The organism is Pseudomonas sp. Leaf59 (assembly GCF_920984685.1).
GTDB lineage: Bacteria > Pseudomonadota > Gammaproteobacteria > Pseudomonadales > Pseudomonadaceae > Aquipseudomonas.
This window is the reverse complement of the sequence record NZ_CAKLBR010000006.1, coordinates 275,362-293,994: the sequence shown is the minus strand read 5'-3', so window position 1 is coordinate 293,994 and position 18,633 is coordinate 275,362. Positions and strand designations below refer to the sequence as shown.

The 18,633-nt window shown below is 64.0% G+C and carries 19 protein-coding genes; 8 read left to right on the top strand and 11 right to left on the bottom strand.

Going from position 1 to position 18,633, the window contains the following annotated elements:
- Positions 1–49: 49 nt before the first annotated feature.
- On the bottom strand, positions 50–1,141 hold the full coding sequence (locus tag LUB09_RS09605) for a calcium:proton antiporter (protein ID WP_057009659.1): 1,092 nt from the start codon (positions 1,139–1,141) through the stop codon (positions 50–52).
- A 193-nt stretch (positions 1,142–1,334) separates the two neighbouring features.
- Here LUB09_RS09605 and LUB09_RS09600 point away from each other — a divergent pair, with 193 nt between their 5' ends.
- Positions 1,335–2,288, top strand: coding sequence for an adenosine deaminase (locus tag LUB09_RS09600; RefSeq protein WP_003233123.1), 954 nt, complete (start codon positions 1,335–1,337; stop codon positions 2,286–2,288).
- Between the two features lie 63 nt (positions 2,289–2,351).
- Here the strand turns inward: LUB09_RS09600 and LUB09_RS09595 are convergent, their stop codons facing one another.
- The 3 genes from LUB09_RS09595 to LUB09_RS09585 form a co-directional block, all read right to left on the bottom strand.
- Positions 2,352–3,722, bottom strand: coding sequence for an MFS transporter (locus tag LUB09_RS09595; RefSeq protein WP_057009661.1), 1,371 nt, complete (start codon positions 3,720–3,722; stop codon positions 2,352–2,354).
- Positions 3,723–3,827: 105 nt separating this feature from the next.
- Positions 3,828–4,523: an ArsR/SmtB family transcription factor gene (locus LUB09_RS09590; protein ID WP_209988162.1), complete on the bottom strand. Its 696-nt coding sequence runs from the start codon at positions 4,521–4,523 to the stop codon at positions 3,828–3,830.
- 152 nt (positions 4,524–4,675) lie between these two features.
- Positions 4,676–5,587: a LysR family transcriptional regulator gene (locus LUB09_RS09585; protein WP_231422456.1), complete on the bottom strand. Its 912-nt coding sequence runs from the start codon at positions 5,585–5,587 to the stop codon at positions 4,676–4,678.
- A 117-nt stretch (positions 5,588–5,704) separates the two neighbouring features.
- On the opposite strand from LUB09_RS09585, the gene LUB09_RS09580 reads away from it, so the two are divergent.
- Positions 5,705–5,998, top strand: coding sequence for a putative quinol monooxygenase (locus LUB09_RS09580; RefSeq protein WP_231422446.1), 294 nt, complete (start codon positions 5,705–5,707; stop codon positions 5,996–5,998).
- A 37-nt stretch (positions 5,999–6,035) separates the two neighbouring features.
- Positions 6,036–7,049: a zinc-binding alcohol dehydrogenase family protein gene (locus LUB09_RS09575; protein ID WP_231422445.1), complete on the top strand. Its 1,014-nt coding sequence runs from the start codon at positions 6,036–6,038 to the stop codon at positions 7,047–7,049.
- Between the two features lie 4 nt (positions 7,050–7,053).
- Here the strand turns inward: LUB09_RS09575 and LUB09_RS09570 are convergent, their stop codons facing one another.
- Entirely contained in the window at positions 7,054–8,247 is a 1,194-nt protein-coding gene (locus tag LUB09_RS09570) for a multidrug effflux MFS transporter (protein ID WP_209988152.1), read from the bottom strand.
- Positions 8,248–8,451: 204 nt separating this feature from the next.
- Here LUB09_RS09570 and LUB09_RS09565 point away from each other — a divergent pair, with 204 nt between their 5' ends.
- The 3 genes from LUB09_RS09565 (at position 8,452) to cueR (ending at position 11,495) form a co-directional block, all read left to right on the top strand.
- Positions 8,452–8,832 carry a hypothetical protein gene (locus tag LUB09_RS09565; RefSeq protein ID WP_003233137.1) on the top strand — a complete coding sequence of 127 codons (381 nt, stop codon included), beginning with the start codon at positions 8,452–8,454 and terminating at the stop codon, positions 8,830–8,832.
- A 72-nt stretch (positions 8,833–8,904) separates the two neighbouring features.
- Entirely contained in the window at positions 8,905–11,097 is a 2,193-nt protein-coding gene (locus LUB09_RS09560; protein WP_231422444.1) for a heavy metal translocating P-type ATPase, read from the top strand.
- Positions 11,094–11,495, top strand: a complete 402-nt coding sequence (cueR, locus tag LUB09_RS09555) for a Cu(I)-responsive transcriptional regulator (protein ID WP_231422443.1) — start codon at positions 11,094–11,096, stop codon at positions 11,493–11,495. Before LUB09_RS09560 ends, cueR begins: the two co-directional genes overlap by 4 nt.
- A 141-nt stretch (positions 11,496–11,636) precedes the next feature.
- On the opposite strand, the gene LUB09_RS09550 is transcribed toward cueR, so the two are convergent.
- Together LUB09_RS09550 and LUB09_RS09545 are read right to left on the bottom strand one after the other, a co-directional pair.
- Positions 11,637–12,536, bottom strand: coding sequence for a PA4780 family RIO1-like protein kinase (locus LUB09_RS09550; protein ID WP_057009670.1), 900 nt, complete (start codon positions 12,534–12,536; stop codon positions 11,637–11,639).
- A gap of 134 nt (positions 12,537–12,670) precedes the next feature.
- A complete protein-coding gene (locus tag LUB09_RS09545) occupies positions 12,671–13,948 on the bottom strand; it encodes an acetyl-CoA C-acetyltransferase (RefSeq protein WP_231422442.1) in 1,278 nt (425 codons plus the stop codon).
- Between the two features lie 105 nt (positions 13,949–14,053).
- Here LUB09_RS09545 and LUB09_RS09540 point away from each other — a divergent pair, with 105 nt between their 5' ends.
- Both LUB09_RS09540 and LUB09_RS09535 read left to right on the top strand, forming a co-directional pair.
- Positions 14,054–15,397 (top strand): 3-oxoacyl-ACP reductase, encoded by a 1,344-nt coding sequence (locus tag LUB09_RS09540; RefSeq protein ID WP_231422441.1) that lies wholly within the window; start codon positions 14,054–14,056, stop codon positions 15,395–15,397.
- Between the two features lie 2 nt (positions 15,398–15,399).
- Positions 15,400–16,248 carry a MaoC family dehydratase gene (locus tag LUB09_RS09535; protein ID WP_209988136.1) on the top strand — a complete coding sequence of 283 codons (849 nt, stop codon included), beginning with the start codon at positions 15,400–15,402 and terminating at the stop codon, positions 16,246–16,248.
- 63 nt (positions 16,249–16,311) lie between these two features.
- Here LUB09_RS09535 and LUB09_RS09530 read toward each other — a convergent pair whose 3' ends face one another.
- Genes LUB09_RS09530 through LUB09_RS09515 form a run of 4 tightly spaced genes read right to left on the bottom strand, consistent with a single transcriptional unit; the run spans position 16,312 to position 18,588 of the window.
- Positions 16,312–16,869 (bottom strand): DUF4136 domain-containing protein, encoded by a 558-nt coding sequence (locus LUB09_RS09530; protein WP_209988133.1) that lies wholly within the window; start codon positions 16,867–16,869, stop codon positions 16,312–16,314.
- A gap of 23 nt (positions 16,870–16,892) precedes the next feature.
- Positions 16,893–17,513, bottom strand: a complete 621-nt coding sequence (locus LUB09_RS09525) for a DUF4136 domain-containing protein (protein ID WP_231422440.1) — start codon at positions 17,511–17,513, stop codon at positions 16,893–16,895.
- A 24-nt stretch (positions 17,514–17,537) separates the two neighbouring features.
- Complete coding sequence (locus LUB09_RS09520; RefSeq protein ID WP_231422439.1) at positions 17,538–18,287, bottom strand: methyltransferase domain-containing protein; 750 nt, start codon at positions 18,285–18,287, stop codon at positions 17,538–17,540.
- Positions 18,280–18,588, bottom strand: coding sequence for a MazG-like family protein (locus tag LUB09_RS09515; RefSeq protein ID WP_003233158.1), 309 nt, complete (start codon positions 18,586–18,588; stop codon positions 18,280–18,282). The genes LUB09_RS09520 and LUB09_RS09515 overlap by 8 nt, the downstream gene beginning before the upstream one ends.
- Positions 18,589–18,633 lie beyond the last annotated feature (45 nt).

The following is an 18,633-nucleotide window of genomic DNA, read 5'->3' as shown; positions in this document are numbered from 1 at the left end:
GACACACCGCCATCGGGAACAAGCCCCTCCCACATTCGTTATGCGGTGCTTAAAGTCCGAGCAGCGACAACATGATGAACGTCGCAAACAGCACAAAGTGCGTCATCCCTTCGATGGCATTGGTTTCGCCATCGTTGAGGTTGATCGCACTCACGATCAGCGTGATAAACACCATCACTGTCTGCACCGGGGTCATCGCCATCTGGAACGGCTGGCCGCTGTAGAGCGCCATGGCTTCCATCACCGGTACGGTCAGAATCACCGTCGACAACGAGGCACCCAGGGCAATGTTCACCACCGACTGCATGCGATTGGCCAGCGCCGCACGCAATGCGGTCAGGATCTCCGGCGCCGCGGAAATGGCCGCTACCACAATCGCCGTGATCACCGGCGGTGCGCCGGTGCCTTCCAGGCCCAGGTCGAGGGTCTTGGACATCACTTCGGCCAGCGCGCCAATCACGATCACACCGAACACCAGGGTGCCGATGGAAAACGCCAGGCTCACCGGCGCCTCATGTTCGGCTTCCGGCAGTTTCTTGCGGCGTTTTTCCGGGTAGCTGTAGCTGAAGAAATAACTGTGCGGCCCGACCTGCATGCGCAGAAACAAGGTGTAGAGCACCACCATCGCGCCGATGGTGAACGCCGAGTAAATCTTCCAGTCGGCCTGGGGAATAAATTCCGGCACCACCATCGACACGCCCATGGCGGTCAGGATCATGACGCTGTAGGTGCGCGCCGAATCATCGTTGTAGGACTGCTCACCGTGCTTGATGCCGCCCATCAGCGCGGCCAGGCCGAGGATGCCGTTGATGTCCAGCATCACCGCCGAGTAAATGGTGTCGCGCACCAAGGTGGGCGAAGGTTCGTTGCTCATCATGATGGCCAGGATCACCACTTCCACCAGCACGGCGGCCAGCGTCAGGATCATGGTGCCGTAGGGGTCGCCGACCTTCTCCGCCAATTGCTCGGCATGGTGGGCGACGCGCATCGAGGCCATGACGATAAAGCCGATCAACACCACGCCCGCCACCAGCGCCACGACCTGCCCGCTGTGCAGCATCCAGTGCTCCAGCGGGTAGGCGGCGATGGCGGCAATCAGCGCCAGCAGCATGAATTTTTCTTGCTTGAGTGAGGTAAGCATTACGGGCCTTCTGGTAGGGCAAATCAGTCATTGATGGGGTACAGACTGCATCGCGCCGCTAACGTTTCGTTACACCTTAATTCAAGTCGCCCTTGCGCGAATAATAGGAATACTCTCCTGCCGGTCAGGTTTTGCCGATTATTTCTGCCATGGCCTGTAGAATGCCGCCATTGCACCTGATGAGAATTTGACTATGTACGATTGGCTCAACGCCCTGCCCAAGGCCGAATTGCACCTGCACCTGGAGGGCTCGCTGGAGCCTGAGCTGCTGTTCGCCCTGGCCGAACGCAACAAGATTGCGTTGCCGTGGAACGACGTCGAAGCCCTGCGCAAGGCCTACGCTTTCAACAACCTGCAAGAGTTTCTCGACCTGTATTACAAGGGCGCCGATGTGCTGCGCACCTCCCAGGACTTCTACGACCTGACCTGGGCCTACCTGCTGCGCTGCAAGGCCCAGAACGTGATCCACACCGAACCGTTCTTCGACCCGCAAACCCATACCGACCGTGGCATTCCCTTTGAAGTGGTGCTCAACGGCATCGCCGCCGCACTCAAGGACGGCGAGCAGCAACTGGGCATCACCAGCGGCCTGATCCTCAGCTTCCTACGCCACCTGAGCGAAGCCGAAGCCGAAAAAACCCTCGACCAGGCGCTGCCGTTCCGTGACGCATTCGTGGCCGTAGGCCTGGACAGTTCGGAAATGGGTCATCCGCCGAGCAAGTTCCAGCGCGTGTTCGACCGCGCCCGTGGCGAAGGCTTCCTCACCGTGGCCCACGCCGGCGAAGAAGGCCCGCCCGAGTACATCTGGGAAGCCATCGACCTGTTGAAAATCCAGCGCATCGACCATGGCGTGCGCGCCATCGAAGACGAGCGCCTGATGCAGCGCATCATCGACGAACAGATCCCGCTGACCGTGTGCCCGTTGTCCAACACCAAGCTCTGCGTATTCGACGACATGGCCCAGCACAACATCCTCGACATGCTCGAGCGCGGTGTGAAAGTGACGGTGAACTCCGATGACCCGGCGTACTTCGGCGGTTATGTCACCGAGAACTTCCATGCGCTGTACACCAGCCTGGGCATGACCCAGGACCAGGCCAAACGCCTGGCGCAGAACAGCCTGGATGCGCGGTTGATCAAGCCATAACTTAATCAATAAAACCAAATGTGGGAGGGGCTTGCCCCTCCCACATTTGGTTTGCAGTGTTCTTCATGCTTCGGTGAGTTCTTCCAGGGTCTTGCCCTTAGTCTCCATTCCGAACACCCACACCACCAGTGCCGCCACGGCAAAGCACAGCGCGCCGAGGGCAAACACCCCGCCTTGCCCGGTTATCGGGAATACCAGCCCGGTCACCAACGGCCCGAGCAGCGAGCCGACCCGGCCTATGGCCGAGGCAAATCCGGAGCCTGTCGCACGCGCCGACGTGGGGTAAAGCTCCGGCGTGTAGGTGTACAGCACCGCCCACATGCCAAACAGGAAGAACTGCATCAGCAGACCCGAGGTGATCAGCAGGCCGACGTTGCCGCCAAACACCGCGCTTTGTCCGTAGAGAAACGCCATCACCCCGCCGCCGAGCAGCGTCACCACGCACACCGGTTTGCGCCCCCAGCGCTCCACCAGCCAGGCCGCCATCAGGAAGCCGGGAATTCCGCCCAGGGAAATGATCACCGTGTAATACACCGACTGTGTCACCGCAAACCCCGACTGTTGCAGCAGCGCGCTCAGCCACGAGGTCAACCCGTAGAACCCGAGCAGGGCAAAGAACCACACGCTCCAGATCATCATCGTGCGCTGACGGTACTGCGCCGACCACAGCTGGTGGAACGCAGAGAAGAACGTGCCCGGCGCACTCTCAACCCGTGGCAATGCAATCGGTTCGGGCAAGTCCGCGCGGCCCAGCGAATCGCGCACCTTCTGCTCGATCCCCAGCAGCACCTTGTCCGCCGCCGCATGCCGCCCGGCCTGCTCCAGCCAGCGCGGCGATTCCGGGATAAAGAAGCGGATCGCCAGGACAAACACCGCCGGCACCGCCAGCACCAGGAAGATGTCGCGCCAGCCAATCACCGGCAACAGGAAGTAAGACAGCACCCCGGCAGCCACAAAACCCAGCGGCCAGAAGCCGTCCATCAAGGCGATGTAGCGCCCGCGCCGCTTGGCGGGAATCAGCTCCGACAGCATCGACTGGGCAATCGGAAACTCCATGCCCATGCCGATGCCCAGCAGCACACGGAACAAGGTCAGCGCCTCCACCGTCTGCGCCGTGGAACACAGGTAGCTGGCCAGGCCCCACAGCACGATGCTCCACTGGAACACTGGCTTGCGGCCGAAGCGGTCCGCCAGCATGCCGGACAGGGACGCGCCCACCACCATGCCAAAAAAACTCGAGCTGGCGAGCAACCCGGCCTGGGCCGTGCTCAGGCCAAACTCGGTTTTGATCGAGCCCAACAGAAAGGTCATCATCGCCAGGTCCATGGAGTCGAAGAAAAACGCCAGGGCGATGATGATAAAGATGACGCGGTGATAGCCGCTCAAAGGTAACCGTTCCAGCCGTTCCGCCGCGCTATAGCCTTGCCTGCCCATGCTGCACCCCACCGTGTGAAATTCCCCTCGGCGAGTGTGCGGCATCGTATTGGCGGGCTATTGCTGGATGCGACCTGACTGAAACCCTGAACGACGCCAACCGTCTCAGGCCTGGGCCGGTTCGGCCAGGCGGGCGATTTCCAGCAGCCCCATGGGGCTTACCAACAGGCCGCGCGACTCATGCGTGGCGCGGATCCAGTTCGACTGCAAAAACAGCTGCATCAGCCCCGCCCCCAACGCGCCGCCCAGGTGCGGTTGCTGCTGACTCCAATCGAAACAATCGCACACCAGCGGCGTGCTCAGCGCCTGGGTGAAAATCCCCAGGCCGGCCAGTTGCTGCGCGCCCTTGGGCGTGACTTCGACGCGCTGCTCACAGCGCTCGATCCACCCCGCCGCTATCATCCGTTGGTACAACTGCGCCGCCAGTTCACCGCCCAGATGGCCGTGACACAAACGCGCGTGGCGTAACAGCGCCGGCGCTGCCAACGACACGGGCGCCACCTGGGGTGAACAACGCGCGGCACTGGCCATGGTGGTGCTGGCCAGGGCGTCGATGGCCAGGCTGACGTCGGCGGCGGCAACGCGGAAGAGGCGCCGGCCACGCCGCACCTCGACCCGCAGCAGGCCGCTGCCGGTCAGTCGCGCCAGGTGCGCATTGGCCGAGGTCGACGACACGCCCGCCAGCGTCGCCAATTCCTCCGACGACCTCGCCGAACCGTCCATCAATGCCCAGAGCATGGCGGTGCGCTTGGGCTCGGCCAGCAAGCTGGCAATACGACTGATGCATGGTGCCTGTTCCATCTATCCACTCCCTGTTGACGCATTTTTCTGATGCGGTTGCCGCCAGAGTACAGGCACCCAAAGTGCCGGTTCCATGGGGTCTTACAGTATGGATAGGGACATAAGCTGAGTGAAATTTCCGACATTGATGGAAGGTTTTACGTCGCACGCATTCATCCGGGCATTTGCGCCGTCAATGTCGCACAGCGGGACACGAGCATTTCCCGCAGCAGGTTGATGGGCTTGCTCAATTGCGCACGGTGTGCGCACAGCAGATTGAGGGGCGTGCCCTCGCCGCGCAGCGCCGGCAGAATCAGGCGCAGGCGCCCGGTCAGCACCTCGGCGCTCACATCCAGCCAGGACTTGTAGGCAATGCCCATGCCCGCCACTGCCCAGCGCCGCACCACATCGGCGTCGTCACTGAAGCGATCGCCCGTAACCGTCAGGCCGACCTTGCGCTTGCCGTCGTGAAAGCCCCATTGATCGTGCACGCGGGTGCCGAGCATATACAGCAGGCAATTGTGCTGGGCCAGTTGCTCCAGATGCTGCGGCTCGCCATGCCGCGCGAGATAGCTGGGCGCGGCGCAAAGCACGCGGATATTGTCCGGCGCAACAGGCAGCGCGACCAGGCTGGAATCCTCGGGCTCGCCATAACGCAGGGCAATGTCCACCGGCTGGCGAAACAGGTCGGCAATACGGTCGCCCAGCAGCAGACGGATATTCAGTTGCGGGTGCTCGCGCTGGAACTCATCCAGCCACGGCAACAGCAGGTTGCGGCCGAAATCCGAAGGCGCCGACAGTTGCAGCACACCGCTGACGTGGTCCTGGCCGCTGGCCAGGTGACGCCGTCCGTCCTCCAGCGCACCCAACGCGGTGCGCGCGTAGTCCAGAAAGCCCTCACCCTCGGCCGTCAGGCGCAGGCTGCGGGTGGAACGCGCCAGCAAGCGCGCGCCCAGTTGCTGCTCGATGCGCTTGAGGGCGGCACTCGCCACTGCCGGTGACAGGTCCATCACCCGCGCCGCCGCCGACAGACTGCCCAGGTCCGCGGCGCGTACAAACAGCTGCAAATCATCAAAACGCAGTATCAAACCCACCCATTATCAAAATTATATTGAAACAGACCTCTGTTTTAGCGGCTTTTATCCGCCCTGCAAATAGCCAATCATCTGTGCATCCCGCTCATCACGTATCTGGAGTCGACCATGTCCACCGCCTTTAACGTCATTGCCACGCTGATCGCCAAGCCCGACCAGCAGGACACCCTGGAAAAACTCCTGCGCGAGCTGTTGGAGCCCACCCGCCTTGAAGCCGGTTGCGAGCAATACGACCTGCACCAGGACCTGCAACACCCGCAGACCTTCTACATGCTCGAACGCTGGAGCGACGACGCCGCCCTGGCCGACCACGACCAGAGCGCACATATCCAGAGCTTTCGCGCCAAGGCCGCCGATGTGATCGAACATTTCGAACTCAAGCGCCTGACATTGCTCGCCTGATCACCGCACCTTCCCATCACCCTTTTGCGGAGCCCCCATGAAAGCCATCGCCTATTACGCTTCACTGCCGATCAACGATCCAAAATCCCTGCAGGACATCGAACTGCCCGAACCCGTCGCCGGCCCGCGCGACCTGCTGGTGGAAGTCAAAGCCATCTCGGTCAACCCGGTCGATACCAAGATCCGCCAGAACGTCACCCCGCAGGACGGCGCCGCCAAGGTGCTGGGCTGGGACGTGGCGGGCGTGGTCAAGGCGGTCGGCAGCGACGTGACGCTGTTCAAGCCCGGTGACAAGGTGTTCTACGCCGGCTCCCTGGTGCGCCCGGGCGGCAACAGCGAGCTGCACACCGTCGACGAACGCATCGTCGGGCACATGCCCAAACGCCTGGGTTTCGCCGAAGCGGCCGCCCTGCCCCTGACCGCCATCACCGCCTGGGAACTGCTGTTCGAGCGCCTGCAGGTGCGTGAAGGTCAAACAGATGAAGGCCAGAGCCTGCTGATCGTCGGCGCCGCCGGGGGCGTGGGCTCGATCCTCACCCAGTTGGCCAGCCGGCTTACCGCACTGAAAGTGATCGGCACCGCCTCGCGCCCGGAAACCCAGGCCTGGGCCAAAGACCTCGGCGCCCACCTGGTGATCGACCATAGCCAACCGCTGAGCCAGGCCCTGCAACAGGCCGGCCACCCGCAGGTGACCCACGTCGCCAGCCTGACCCAGACCGAGCATCACCTGGAGCAACTGGTGGAAGCGCTGCAACCCCAGGGCAAACTGGCGCTGATCGACGACCCCAAGGCGCTGGACGTGAGCACGCTCAAGCGCAAGAGCCTGTCGCTGCACTGGGAGTTCATGTACACCCGCTCGATGTTCGAAACACCGGACATGATCGAGCAACACAACCTGCTCAACCGCGTCGCCGACCTGATCGACGACGGCACCCTGAAAACCACACTGGGCGAGCACTTCGGCGTGATCAACGCCGACAACCTGCGCCGCGCCCACGCGTTGCTCGAAAGCGGCAAGGCCAAGGGCAAGATCGTGCTCGAAGGGTTCTGATCGGTCAGACCTGCGCCTGCTCGGCCCGCGCCCGTTGCAGGCGCTGGGTCGACACGGCAATGGTCACCGCGAGTACACCGCACAGGCTGATGACCATCGCCATCGGCAGCGCGGTGCCATCGTGCAACACCCCCACCAACGACGCGGCCCCCGCCGCCACGCCGAACTGAATGCACCCCAGCAACGCCGAAGCACTGCCGGCCCGGGCGCCCTGCCCGGTCATGGCACAGGCCGAGGTGTTCGGCAAAATACAGCCCAGGCTGGCGATGCAGATAAACAGCGGCACCAGCAACGGCCACAGCGCCTCGGTGCGCAACGCGGCGATGCCCAACAGCGTCAGCGCCGCCAACGCATACAACCATACGGTACGCGACAGCAGGAACGCCGGCCCACGCTTGGCCAGCAGCCGCGCATTCACCTGCGCCATCAGGATAAAGCCCGCCGCATTGGAGCCGAACAGCCAGCCGTAGTGCTCGGGCGCCACGCCATAGAGCTTGATGAAGACGAAAGGCGAACCGGCGATGTAGGCAAACATCCCGGCAATCGAGATACCGCCGGTCAGCGCGTAACCGAGGTAGACACGGTCCGAGAGCAGCGCGGCATAACGACGCAACGATCCGGACAACGGTTGGCGCGCTTGATGGGCCGGGAAGGTTTCCGGCAACCCCACCGCCACCGCGATGGCGGCCAGTGCGCTGAACAGCGACAACGCCAGAAAGATCGACTGCCAGCCCCACAAGCCGACCATGACCCCGCCCGCCAACGGCGCCAGGATCGGCGCCAGGCCGGTCACCAGCATCAGTTGCGAATACACCTTGGCCGAGCCTATGGCATCGCACTTGTCACTGACCACCGCGCGGGAAATCACCATGCCCGCGCACCCGCCCAGGGCCTGCACGAAGCGCGCGCCAATCAGCCATTCCAGAGACGGCGCATACGCGCAGGCGCAAGACGCGAGGGTAAACAGAATAACGCCGCTGAGCAGCGGCACCCGGCGCCCGAAGCGGTCGGCCAGCGGGCCGTAGATCAATTGACCAATGGCCAGGCCTGCGAAATACACCGCCAGGGTCAGCTGGATATGCTTTTCATCGGTGGCAAACGCCGTGGCCATCGCCGGAAAGCCCGGCAGGTAAAAATCGATCGACAACGGCGCGAAGGCGCTCAAGGCGCCCAGGATCAGGATTATGCGAAGGTTCATCAGACACCCAAGTGAGTCGGCAGCCCGATAGTCTAGCTGCGGGTGGGTTTCTTGGATAGAACGATAGCTCGCTAACTATTGAAGTTCAGATGCCCCTGTCGCCTTCTTCCCATCAAGTTCCAGCAACATCGGCCGGGCTGGTATTTGCACGCGCGGTCGGCCAAGCTGCACCTCTCTTTGCATCTGAACCACGGAGCATTCGCCATGCGCTGGTCGTATTTCGCCGTTGCCGGCCTGCTGAGCCTGTCTACCGCTGCGCCCCTGGCCAGTGCCGCACAGGATTACGCAGTGCTGATCATTTCCCGTGAACGCCTGGAAGTGCCGACCACCTGCGAAATCGGCCTCTACATCCAGGACCAACTGGCCGGCCGCCTGTTCCAGGAAGAGTCCACCTCGTTCAACCTGCCGCCGGGCGACGTGTCGCTGCGCCTCAAGCTGCTGCCGGGCCAGACCCCGGGCTGCCTGCCGGGCCTGCTTGCGCCGCCCGCGCAGAACATCACGCTCAAGGCCGGCGACATACGCAAGTTGCGTATTGCCCAGGGGCCGGACGGCATGTACCTCAAGGCGGCCGAACTCGATTACTGAAACATCAACCTTGACCTTCCCCACAGGTCAAGGTTGATGCTTGGGGGCAACTTCCCTTGGAGGACTTGCCCCATGAACCGATCCACCACCTTCGACCTGCCCATCAGCGGCATGAGTTGCGCCAGTTGTGCCGGCCGGGTCGAACGCGCGCTGGGCCAGGTGCCGGGGGTGCACAGCGTCAGCGTCAACCTGGCCAACGAACGCGCCCATGTCCAAGTACTCGGCCCAATGGACCCTGGCGTATTGATCGCCGCCATCGACAAGGCCGGCTACACCGCCACCCTGCCCCAATCCGACATTGATACTCAGGCCGACCAGGCCCGGCGCCTGCACCGCGAGCGTTGGGCGTTGCTGCTGGCGATTGCGCTGGCGTTGCCCCTGGTGCTGCCGATGCTGGTGCAACCCTTCGGCCTGCACTGGATGCTCCCGGCCTGGGCACAGTTCGCCCTGGCCACGCCGGTGCAGTTCATCCTCGGCGCGCGTTTTTACAGCGCCGCCTGGAAGGCCGTGCGGGCCGGCAGCGGCAACATGGACCTGCTGGTGGCCATTGGCACCAGCGCCGCGTATGGCCTGAGCATTCATCAGTGGCTGAGCGCCACCGCGCCGCACTTGTATTTCGAAGCATCTGCGGTGGTGATCGCCCTGGTACTGCTCGGCAAACACCTGGAAAGCCGCGCCAAGCGCCAGACTGCCAGCGCCATCCGTGCCCTGGAGGCGCTGCGCCCGGAGCGGGCGGTGCGCGTGCGGGACGGACGTGAAGAAAGCGTCGCCATCCACCAGCTCAAGCGCCACGACCTGGTCATGGTCAAACCCGGCGAGCGCTTCCCGGTGGACGGTGAAGTGGTGGACGGCCACAGCCACGCCGACGAAGCACTGATCAGCGGCGAAAGCCTGCCGGTGCCCAAACAGCCGGGCGACCCGGTTACCGGCGGCGCCATCAACGGCGAAGGCCGCCTGCTGGTGCGCACCCTGGCCATTGGCGCAGAAAGCGTGCTGGCGCGGATCATTCGCCTGGTGGAAGACGCCCAGGCGGCGAAGGCCCCCATCCAGAAACAGGTGGATAAAGTCAGCCAGGTGTTCGTCCCGGCGGTGCTGGCGCTGGCGTTGGTCACCCTGGTGGGCTGGTGGCTGTACGGCGCGCCGCTGGAAACCGCGATCATCAATGCGGTCGCCGTGCTGGTGATCGCCTGCCCCTGCGCCCTGGGGTTGGCCACGCCCACCGCGATCATGGCCGGCACCGGCGTCGCCGCGCATCACGGCATTCTGATCAAGGACGCCGAAGCGCTCGAGCGCGCCCATGCCGTAAGCACTGTGGTGTTCGACAAGACCGGCACCCTCACCAGCGGCGCGCCAACCATCGCGCACCTGGTGGCGGTGGTGGGCAACGCGTCACAGCTGCTGCAACAGGCCGGTGCGTTGCAACGTGGCAGCCAGCACCCGTTGGCCAGGGCGGTACTGGATGCCTGCAACGAACAGGGACTGCCCGTCGCCGACGCGAGTGCCAGCCAATCCCTCACCGGGCGCGGCATGACCGGCACCGTTGACGGTCGGCAACTGGCGTTGGGCAACACGCGCATGCTGCAGGAACACGGCTTGAGCGCAGGCGAACTGGCAACCCGCGCCAGCGCTTGGGAAGCCGAAGGCCGCACCCTGTCCTGGCTGATCGAGCAAGGTGCGCAACCGCGCGTGCTCGGGCTGTTCGCCTTTGGCGATACGCTCAAGCCCGGCGCGCTGGCGGCGGTGCAGGCGCTCAAGGCGCAACACATCGGCTGCCACTTGCTCACCGGCGACAATCGCGGCAGCGCGCAGGCCGTGGCTCAGGCGCTGGGCATCGAGGACGTGTACGCACAGGTGCTGCCCGGCGAGAAAGCCGCCATCATCGCGCAACTGAAAAAAACCGGCGTAGTGGCCATGATCGGCGACGGCATCAACGACGCCCCGGCCCTGGCCGCTGCCGATATCGGCATTGCCATGGGCGGTGGCACCGATGTGGCCATGCACGCCGCCGGTATCACCCTGATGCGCGGCGACCCGCGCCTGGTGCCGGCGGCGCTGCAGATCTGCCGCAAAACCTGTGCAAAAATCCGCCAGAACCTGTTCTGGGCCTTTGTGTTTAACGTGATCGGCATTCCGCTGGCGGCATTCGGCCTGCTCAACCCGGTGATTGCCGGCGCGGCGATGGCCTTGTCCAGCGTCAGCGTGGTGAGCAATGCGCTACTGTTGAACACCTGGAAACCGCAACACCTGGAGGACAAACACCCATGAACATCGGCCAAGCCGCTCGCCACAGTGGCCTGAGCGCAAAGATGATTCGCTACTACGAAGCCATCGGCCTGCTCGAAGCCGTCCAGCGCACCGACAGTGGTTACCGCGTATACGGCGCGCAGGACCTGCACACCCTGGCGTTCATCAAACGCTCGCGGGACCTTGGGTTTTCATTGGAAGAGGTCGGCAAGTTGCTGACCCTGTGGCAGGACCGGCAACGCGCCAGCGCCGATGTAAAGGCACTGGCGCGTCAGCATATCGAGGCGTTGAACCAGAAGATTCTGGAGCTTGGGCAACTGCGCGACACCCTGCAGGACCTGATGGATCACTGCCAGGGCGACCACAGGCCGGACTGCCCGATCCTCAAGGAATTGGCGTCCGGAAGCTGTTGCGCCTGAAGATCTTAATGACACACCACGAACCAATGTAGGAGGGGGCTTGCTCCCGATAGCGGCGGGCCAGTCACAGATTGACTGACTGACCCACCGCTACCGGGAGCACGCCCCCTCCCACATTTTTAATCGTCATTTATCTGAAGATCACTGCATCCAGGGCGGCGGCGGTGGCTCGTCGGATCCCTTGCTCGGTGGCGCATCATCCGCCGCCCGAATCGCCTGCTTGCGCGCTTCATCCAGCCGCGCCGCTTCGATCTCGCGGATCACACCGCCCACGTCCGCCAGCTCTTCCGGCTCGTCGAACTCACCGGTCAATACACTGGCCGGGTGCAGGGTGCCGGCTTCGTACAACGCCCACATTTCCTTGGCGTATTTGGTCGCCTTCAACTCCGGGGCAAAGCGCCCGAAGTAGGACGCCATGTTGCCTACATCGCGCTCGAGCATGCTGAACGCGTGGTTGTTGCCCGCCGCATCCACCGCCTGGGGCAGGTCGATGATCACCGGGCCCGTCGGCGTGAGCAGTACGTTGAACTCGGACAGGTCACCGTGCACCAGGCCGGTACACAGCATCAGTACGATCTGGGAGATCAGGAAGGCGTGGTATTCGCGCGCCTGATCCGGGTCCAGGGTCACGTCGTTCAGACGCGGCGCCGCATCACCGTATTCATCGGCCACCAGTTCCATCAACAGCACGCCTTCGAGGAAGTCGTACGGCTTGGGCACGCGAACGCCCGCACCGGCCAGACGGAACAATGCCGCCACTTCCGCGTTCTGCCAGGCGTCTTCGGTTTCTTTCTTGCCGAACTTGGAGCCCTTGGCCATGGCCCGGGCCTGGCGGCTGTTGCGGACCTTGCGGCCCTCCTGGTATTCGGACGCCTGACGAAAACTTCGTTTATTCGCCTCCTTGTAAACCTTGGCGCAACGCAATTCGTTGCCGCAGCGCACCACATAAACAGCTGCTTCTTTACCACTCATCAGAGGGCGCAGCACTTCGTCGACCAGACCGTCTTCGATCAGGGGTTCAATGCGTTTAGGAGTCTTCATCAGCTTTTATTGTGGGTCCTTTATTACCAAATACGCGTATGGCACTCGTTATACGGCAATCGGCGCGCCGGTGGGAGAGGCGACCGACCTTTGACCACCCAAGAATGCATCCTGTGTGCCAATTTCACTGCCCATCAGCGTTCAATGATGGCAGTTACCCCCTGCCCACCTGCGGCGCAGATCGAAATCAAGCCGCGCCCCTTGCCCGCCGCGTCGAGCAACTTGGCCAGGTTGGCGACGATCCGCCCACCGGTGGCCGCAAACGGGTGCCCGGCGGCCAGGGAGCTGCCCTTGACGTTCAGCCGGCTGCGGTCGATAGCCCCCAGCGGCGTGTCCAGCCCCAGGTGCGTCCGGCAATAGTCGGCGTCTTCCCAGGCCTTGAGCGTGCACAGCACCTGGGCGGCGAACGCTTCGTGGATTTCGTAGTAATCAAAGTCCTGCAGCGTCAGACCATTCCTCGCCAACAGCCGCGGCACCGCGTACACCGGCGCCATCAACAGGCCTTCGGCGCCGTTGACGAAATCCACCGCCGCCGCTTCGCCGTCGCGCAGGTACGCCAGAATCGGCAAGCCGCGCTCACGGGCCCAGGCTTCGCTGCCCAGCAACACCAGGGACGCACCATCGGTGAGCGGCGTGGAGTTGCCGGCGGTGAGCGTGCCTTTTTCACTGCGCTCGAAGGCAGGCTTGAGCGCGGCGAGTTTTTCCAGGGTCAGGTCGGGGCGCAGGTTGTTATCACGGGTGAGCCCCATAAACGGTGTGAGCAAATCGTTGTGCCAGCCTTCGGCATAGGCGGCGGCCATTTTGCGATGACTCTCAAGGGCCAGTTGGTCCTGATCGGCGCGGGGGATCTGCCAGGTCTGCGCCATCAATTCACAGTGCTGGCCCATCGACATTTTGGTGCGCGGTTCGCCATTGCGCGGCAGCTCGGGCTTGAGGTGCTGCGGGCGAAGTTGTAACAGGACTTTTAATTTATCCGCCATGGACCTGGCGCGATTGGCCTGCAGCAGGATCTTGCGCAGCCCTTCATTCACGCCAATCGGCGCGTCCGAGGTGGTGTCGACGCCGCCGGCAATACCGCACTCGATCTGGCCCAGCGCGATCTTGTTGGCCACCAGCAACGCCGCCTCCAGCCCCGTGCCGCAGGCCTGCTGGATGTCATAGGCCGGCGTCTGCGGCGACAGCCGCGAGCCCAGCACACACTCGCGGGTGAGGTTGAAGTCGCGCGAATGCTTGAGCACAGCGCCGGCAACCACTTCGCCAATGCGCTGGCCGTGCAGGTCGTAGCGTTCGATCAGGCCTTCCAGCGCAGCGGTCAGCATCGCCTGGTTGCTCGCCGTGGCGTAAGGGCCATTGGAGCGGGCGAACGGAATGCGGTTACCGCCAATGATCGCCACACGGCGCAATTGAGTCATAAGAAGCTCCCTCTGTCGGTTGCGGGCTGGATCACTGAGCCTAGTCGAACGACTGCTACCCTGGAATGGTCAACCTTTTGAACCCCAGCCTTCGGAGAGCGTTCCATGTCTGACCGTTATATCGACTTCGCCAACTCAAGCCTCGGCCATCGCCTGGTCGCCGCCATTGGCCTGCCGTCACCGGTGCGCCTGGAACGCTGGCAAGCCGGGCGCCTGCGCCCGGTGGAGGGTGCGCTGTTGCTGAGCGGCGGCGCGCTGGCCGACAAGGTGCAGGCGTTTGCCCACAAATTTACCGACGCCACTTACCGCTATGGCACCGAGGCCTCGACCTGGATTCCCGGCCACGGTCCCAAACTCAAGGCAGTGGTGTTCGACGCCAGCGGCTTGCAGCACACCGATCAGCTCAAGCAACTGCGCGAGTTCTTCCAGCCGCTGCTGAAGAACCTCGACCACAGCGCCCACCTGGTGATCCTCGGTCGCGCGCCGGAAAGCCTCGACGATCCGTTTGCCGCCAGCGCCCAGCGCGCCCTCGAAGGGTTCAGCCGTTCCCTGGCCAAGGAGTTGCGCAGCGGCGGTGTGCTGCAGTTGCTGTATGTCGGCGCGGGGGCTGAAGACCAGTTGGAAGGTGCGCTGAGGTTTTTCCTCTCGCCCAAAAGCGCCTACATCTCGGGCCAGGTGCTGCGCCTGCAAGCCTGCGCAACGCCAGTGGAGGACTGGACGCGCCCACTGGCCGGGCGCAAGGCACTGGTCACCGGCGCCGCACGCGGCATTGGCGCCTCCATCGCCGAAACCCTGGCCCGCGATGGCGCCGAGGTGATCCTGCTGGACGTGCCCCAGGCCAAGGCCGACCTCGACGCCCTGGCCGCGCGCCTGAGCGCGCGCACCATCACCCTGGATATCTGCGCCGAAGACGCCGCCGCCCAGTTGATCGAACACCTGCCCGACGGCCTCGACATCCTGGTGCACAACGCCGGCATCACCCGCGACAAGACCCTGGCCAACATGACCCCGGAATACTGGGACGCCGTGCTGGCGGTCAATCTCAATGCGCCGCAGGTGCTGACCAAGGCCCTGCTCGACAGCGGCACCCTGCACGACAACGCGCGCGTGGTGCTGCTGGCCTCCATCAGCGGCATCGCCGGCAACCGCGGGCAGACCAACTACGCCGCGAGCAAGGCCGGCCTGATCGGCCTGGCCCAGGCCTGGGCACCGCTGTTGCAACAACGAGGCATCAGCATAAATGCCGTGGCGCCGGGGTTTATCGAAACCCAGATGACCGCGCATATTCCGTTCGGCCTGCGTGAGGCCGGGCGACGCATGAGTTCACTGGGCCAGGGCGGCCTGCCCCAGGATGTCGCCGAAGCGGTGGCATGGCTTGGCCAGCCGGGGTCCGGCGCGGTCACCGGCCAGGCCCTGCGGGTCTGTGGGCAAAGTCTTCTGGGAGCGTAAGCATGGATTGGCAAACACTGGACAGCCCGCCGTTTCTTCCGCCGCTGTACTGGCGCGCGGCGCTCAAGCGCAAGATCAGCGGCAGCACGCTGCCCGACAAGGGCCTGCGCTGCCGGGTCAGCCTTGAGCCACGGCACGTGGCGGCGTATCGCAAGGTCTGCGGTTTTGCCGACGGGCCGATATTGCCGGCGACTTACCCGCATATCCTCGCGTTCGGCCTGCAAATGCAACTGCTCACCGACCGGCAGTTCCCGTTTCCCTTGCTGGGGCTGATCCACCTGAGTAATCGCATTCGCCTGCATCGGCCCCTGGGCAGTGTCAGCGAGCTGACCCTGGCGGTGCATGCCGAAAATCTCCAGCCCCACGCCAAGGGTGCCACTTTCGATCTGGTGACCACCGCCCACGATGCCCTCGGCCTGCTGTGGCAAGCCGAGAGCCGCATGCTGTGCCGAGGCGTCAAGCTCGACGGTGAAGCGCCGGATGACACGCGGCCTGCGCCCTTGGACGTCAGCGAACTGACCCGCTGGAAAGCTCCGGCAGACATAGGTCGACGCTATGCACGGGTGTCCGGCGACTACAACCCGATCCACCTGAGCGCGCTCACCGCCAAACTGTTCGGCTTCCCCCAGGCCATCGCCCATGGCTTGTGGAACAAGGCGCGCCTGCTTGCCGCGCTGGGTGAGCACTTGCCTGCGGCGAATGTGGAGATCGACGTGGCGTTCAAAAAGCCGGTGCGTCTGCCCGGCGAAGTGACGCTATCTGCCAGCGCACCGGGGGCCAGCGGTGAATTGCAGCTCAAAGGTGCGGGTGATATCGAACACATGGTCGGCACCTGGCGACCTATTGCTTGAGTGTGGGAGGGGGCTTGCTCCCTCCCACATGAACCCCATTCACATACTGGAGCTGGGGTGTCTTTAACGGGGCGGGTAGCTGGAGAGGATTCGCGCCACCGTGGTACGTATGGCTTTGTCGCGATCCTGCGGGTTGGGCGAGCTGGCCATCAGTTGCTCGTCGCTGCCGCGCCACACCAGCTTGCCGTCCTTGCCGTCGAGCAGGTCGATCTGCAGGGTCGCCACCTTGTAGGTGAGGTTGCGCGTTTCGTTGTACATCGGCGCGCCCCAATAGCCGTTCCACGGGTTGCCCCACGGGCCGCCGTAATTAGTGGTGACTTGTTGCTGGCGATCTTCGACGATCAGGTAGGCCTGCACACGCAGGTCGGCCCGCGCGCCTGGCGCGGCAGCGCGCAGGCCGCGCTGGTCCAGTTGCTCGCCCACGGCCTGGCGGATGCGCTGTTCGGTGAGGTCGCTCTTGATGCGCGGATCATCCGGGCTGTATTGCAGGGCCGGGTCTTTCCAGGCCCAACTGCGGTAGGCGCCGAAGTCTCGGCTGGCGTCAAAATCGTGGTTGACCTGGCCGCTCTGGCAACCGCCCAGCAGCAGGACAACGGCAAGCACAGCGATACGTCCAAACATGGTGATTCTCCCAGACCCTAGCGTTAATGCGGAGGATACGCCGTCAGCGCCTTTTGCACCGCCTGGCGCAACGCATCGGCGCGTTCGCCCAGGCTGCCCGAGCTGCCGGTTTCCGCGCTGGCACTCCACACCGGCTGGCCGCTGCGCGCGTCGAACAGGTCGACCCGCACCACAACCACCTGCACTTCATAGGTGCGCACCAGCGGTGCCGAGTTGTACATGCCGTAGCCATTGCCATAGCGGTTGTAGCCGCCGTAGCCGCCGCCGTACCCCCCGCCGTATTCATAATCATCGCGCACCTGCCGCAGGCGCCTTTCCGTGTGCACGTCGGCGCTGACCAACAGGTCCGGCGCACGGTTATCATGCAGCGGGCGCAAGCCACGCTGGTCCAGCGCACCGCTGACCGCCTCGGCAATCTGCGCCGAATCCGCCCAGGCACTGCCCGCCGGGAGCTGGCCGTTGCGCCAGGCCCAATTGCGGTAGGCGCCGTAGTCGCGCACGGGCGCCGGATACGCGCTGGCATCGAACACGTTGGCCGCCTGCGCAGGTGCCGGCGGCATCGGCGCCGAACTGGCCACGTAAGGGTTGGGGCTGGAACAGGCGCCCAACCCCAGGGATAACAGGATCAAACCGAGACGACGCATTTGGACCTCCGCACACTGGCGTGCTTAAACCGGACGGCACATCCAGTGCAAATAGCGCCCAAGTCCGGCAAAGGCTGGGTGACGACGATGAGCGAGCTCCATCTCGACCAGGTCCTGCAACTGGGCGCGGGCCTGGAATTCCACCGGCATGTAATCGTGAAACACTCTGACACCGCTTTGGCTTTCGACCTGCCACGTGCCGGCGAGTTGCGCCGCCAGTTCCCGTGGATCGAGGGGTTGCTGGGGGGTGAGGCTCTGCTTCTCACCGGCCATGTCATTGTTACGCATCTTGCGAAAGTGGCCCTTGAGCAGGTTGCGGTAGATCAGCGCATCGCGATTGTAGAACGCCAGCGACAGCCAGCCACCCGGCACGGTCAACTGGTGCAGCACCGGCAGGATCGCGTGAGGTTCGGCCAGCCATTCCAGCACGGCGTGGCACAGCACCAGGTCGTAGCGCTCGGTGAGCTGGCCGGGCAGATCCTGCCAGGGCGCATGAATGAAGGTTGCGCTCTGCCCGGCCTCGGCGAAACGCTGGCGCGCGCCGTCGAGCATTGGCGCGGCGGGTTCGGCCAGCGTCACCGTGTGGCCGCGTTCGGCCAGCCACAGCGACATGTGGCCCAGCCCCGCGCCGATGTCCAGCACCCGCAATGGGCGCTGCGGCAAGGCCTCGGCGAGGTCGGCCTGGAGCACCGCCAGGCGGATGGCGCCTTTGGCGCCGCCGTAGATCTTCTCGGCGAAGCGCGTGGCCAACTGGTCGAAGTGGCGGTCACTCATGGGCAAACCGCCGTTCGCTGTCGGCCAGCTTGGCGCGCACCACCGCGTCCATGTCCAGGCCCAGTTCGCTGCACAGCAGCAGCAGGTACAACACGATATCGCCGACTTCCTGCCCGGCATGGGCGAGCTTTTCCGGCGGTAGCTGGCGCGACTGGTCTTCGCTGAGCCATTGGAAGATTTCCACCAGCTCGGCCATTTCCACACTGGCAGCCATGGCCAGGTTTTTCGGGCTGTGGAACTGCTTCCAGTCGTTGGTATCGCGGATGCGGTGCAGGCGTTCGGTGAGGTGTTCGAGGTTCATGCTGGGCTCCTGAAGGGGTATAGCTTCAGGGGGATGGGGCTTGAA

Bases quoted from the DNA above. Each gene is read 5' to 3' on its own strand.
- LUB09_RS09605 (WP_057009659.1), bottom strand. From the start codon at position 1,141: ATGCTTACCTCACTCAAGCAAGAAAAATTCATGCTGCTGGCGCTGATT.
- LUB09_RS09600 (WP_003233123.1), top strand. From the start codon at position 1,335: ATGTACGATTGGCTCAACGCCCTGCCCAAGGCCGAATTGCACCTGCAC.
- LUB09_RS09595 (WP_057009661.1), bottom strand. From the start codon at position 3,722: ATGGGCAGGCAAGGCTATAGCGCGGCGGAACGGCTGGAACGGTTACCT.
- LUB09_RS09590 (WP_209988162.1), bottom strand. From the start codon at position 4,523: ATGGAACAGGCACCATGCATCAGTCGTATTGCCAGCTTGCTGGCCGAG.
- LUB09_RS09580 (WP_231422446.1), top strand. From the start codon at position 5,705: ATGTCCACCGCCTTTAACGTCATTGCCACGCTGATCGCCAAGCCCGAC.
- LUB09_RS09575 (WP_231422445.1), top strand. From the start codon at position 6,036: ATGAAAGCCATCGCCTATTACGCTTCACTGCCGATCAACGATCCAAAA.
- LUB09_RS09570 (WP_209988152.1), bottom strand. From the start codon at position 8,247: ATGAACCTTCGCATAATCCTGATCCTGGGCGCCTTGAGCGCCTTCGCG.
- LUB09_RS09565 (WP_003233137.1), top strand. From the start codon at position 8,452: ATGCGCTGGTCGTATTTCGCCGTTGCCGGCCTGCTGAGCCTGTCTACC.
- LUB09_RS09560 (WP_231422444.1), top strand. From the start codon at position 8,905: ATGAACCGATCCACCACCTTCGACCTGCCCATCAGCGGCATGAGTTGC.
- cueR (WP_231422443.1), top strand. From the start codon at position 11,094: ATGAACATCGGCCAAGCCGCTCGCCACAGTGGCCTGAGCGCAAAGATG.
- LUB09_RS09550 (WP_057009670.1), bottom strand. From the start codon at position 12,536: ATGAAGACTCCTAAACGCATTGAACCCCTGATCGAAGACGGTCTGGTC.
- LUB09_RS09545 (WP_231422442.1), bottom strand. From the start codon at position 13,948: ATGACTCAATTGCGCCGTGTGGCGATCATTGGCGGTAACCGCATTCCG.
- LUB09_RS09540 (WP_231422441.1), top strand. From the start codon at position 14,054: ATGTCTGACCGTTATATCGACTTCGCCAACTCAAGCCTCGGCCATCGC.
- LUB09_RS09535 (WP_209988136.1), top strand. From the start codon at position 15,400: ATGGATTGGCAAACACTGGACAGCCCGCCGTTTCTTCCGCCGCTGTAC.
- LUB09_RS09530 (WP_209988133.1), bottom strand. From the start codon at position 16,869: ATGTTTGGACGTATCGCTGTGCTTGCCGTTGTCCTGCTGCTGGGCGGT.
- LUB09_RS09525 (WP_231422440.1), bottom strand. From the start codon at position 17,513: ATGCGTCGTCTCGGTTTGATCCTGTTATCCCTGGGGTTGGGCGCCTGT.
- LUB09_RS09520 (WP_231422439.1), bottom strand. From the start codon at position 18,287: ATGAGTGACCGCCACTTCGACCAGTTGGCCACGCGCTTCGCCGAGAAG.
- LUB09_RS09515 (WP_003233158.1), bottom strand. From the start codon at position 18,588: ATGAACCTCGAACACCTCACCGAACGCCTGCACCGCATCCGCGATACC.